The sequence below is a fragment of the Moorena sp. SIO1G6 genome (assembly GCF_010672795.1).
Classification (GTDB): domain Bacteria; phylum Cyanobacteriota; class Cyanobacteriia; order Cyanobacteriales; family Coleofasciculaceae; genus Moorena; species Moorena producens.
Genome location: NZ_JAAHFZ010000159.1, coordinates 1 through 1,861 on the forward strand (window position 1 = coordinate 1; position 1,861 = coordinate 1,861).

The window sequence follows — 1,861 nt, forward strand, 5'->3', positions numbered from 1 at the left end:
TGGTGCAACATTTAACCTCTCTAAACCTACCCATCAGCAGGAATGATCTGTATAGCACCAGGTGAAAACCTGGTGGTTGTTGCCGACAAAGCGCGGATCATTATGTTCCGCGCGCCATTCCAATCCCGTGGTAAAGAGAAGCCACATTTTGGGCATTGGAATTTTTTACTGCCGCCTAATTTTTCGTGAATTTGACCACATTCTGGGCAAGTTTTGCTGGTATAAGATTCGTTAACCAAGACAACCTTCACCTCATGACGATCCGCCATTTGAGTTAAGTGCTGGCGAAACTTATAATGATTCCAGGTAAGCAGATTGCGAGCTGTTTTCCTGTTTAATTTCCTAGCTGATTTTACTACCATTTGAGATGTTTCAAACGTTGGCAAAAATATAAGCTTGTAATTACTAACCAGGAAAGAAGCTGACTTGTTATGGCAGTCCTTAATTAGGTTTTGAATTTTTTGGCGTAAGCGATGGGCAGCATTTCTCATTGCTGCGCTTTGGCGCACGCTTCGCGAACGTCTCTGTCTTTTCGCAGAGCTTAAGTCAATCCGACTCATCAACCGATCTAGTTGCTGACAAAGTCTTTGAACCCGACCAATATCCCCAGAGCCTATCTCTAGGTAATTTTTGCCGTCAAAGCCAGTAAGGAATGTCCTAATACCTGGATCTAAAGCTATTACTTTATCCTGTTTGGTGGGAGTAGGTTCAATGTATTCGGGAAAAATGCCGTACCATTTGCCTTTAACCCAAACTAATTGAGTACCGTAGATGCATTCATCGGGAAAACCTTGAGGTGAACGAAAGGACAGACCTTTTACTTTGGTGGGATACCAAGAACCTTTTTTGAAGTCTCCAACTTTGAATTTGATTACTTGAGTGATCTGCCGACAGGATTTAAATTTGGCAAAACCTCCATTGACCTTGGCTTGTTTAACGCCATCGATCCCATCGGCAACAGCTTCTTGTAATTGGTGCCCTGGTAGGGTTTTTACCCACTCTGGTCTATCAGATTTTCTAGCCAGTTTTTGTAGGTCATAAGTACTACCTTGATAGCCGTTTTTGATAGCAGCGATCGACCAGTTGTAAATCCATCTATATGCATTAAGCCAAGTTTTCCAAACCCTGTGAAGCTCTTTAGATGGAAACACCCTGAGCCTCAAGACACTGTTTGGTGTCAACTTCATCGTCTGGTTCCGGGGTTTTATCTTGTACCGCTTGCGTGACTTGCTTTTGATATTTTCGGAGTCCGTAAAGCCTAGCAGAGAAACAGTGGAGGATGGACAGGATATCTTCGACCAACTCTTGTTCTGGGGACAATTTGCGTTCATTGAGAACCACGAGCTTGACTCCAGCTTTTTTGCATAACCATTCAAGTAATGGGAATCCAAATCTGACGGCTCTGTCTGGGTAGGCAACGACAAATGCTGAGAGATCACAGCTGTAAATTCGTTCCAATATTTTGAGGAACTTTTTCCGCTTAAAATTGAGTCCTGATCCAACTTCTGAAACAATTTCAGCGTTTGGGTATTTTGACCGTAGAAATTCAGCTTGTCGATCGCCCTTGGCGGCTCCTACGGAGCATCAAGGTCGTCCCGTTGGGAGTAGGTAGAGACTCTTGCATAGCAGACAATGGGCTTAATCTGCGGAGTTTCTCCTTCGACACAGAACCGCCTTTGATTCCCTTTTGTCCTGATACTGTCGAGTCTCCCCTCTTTGTCCCACCGCCTAAGAGTTGAGATCGAGACTCCGAGGTGCTCGGCTGCCTCTTTTGGAGTGACATATTTTTTCATTGACCGTGAACCTTACTAAATCTAGTATACTTAACTTTAGTAAAGTTTGCTAAGGCTTAGTAAGATAT

General features: G+C 43.7%; 1 protein-coding gene and 1 pseudogene. Both read right to left on the reverse strand.

All coding sequences use genetic code 11. From position 1 onward, the window contains the following. Positions 1-26: 26 nt before the first annotated feature. Positions 27-1,151: an RNA-guided endonuclease InsQ/TnpB family protein gene (locus F6K63_RS36690; RefSeq protein ID WP_502708410.1), complete on the reverse strand. Its 1,125-nt coding sequence runs from the start codon at positions 1,149-1,151 to the stop codon at positions 27-29. Further along, positions 1,138-1,793, reverse strand: a pseudogene (locus tag F6K63_RS36695) (IS607 family transposase). Before F6K63_RS36695 ends, F6K63_RS36690 begins: the two are co-directional and overlap by 14 nt. Positions 1,794-1,861: the final 68 nt, after the last annotated feature.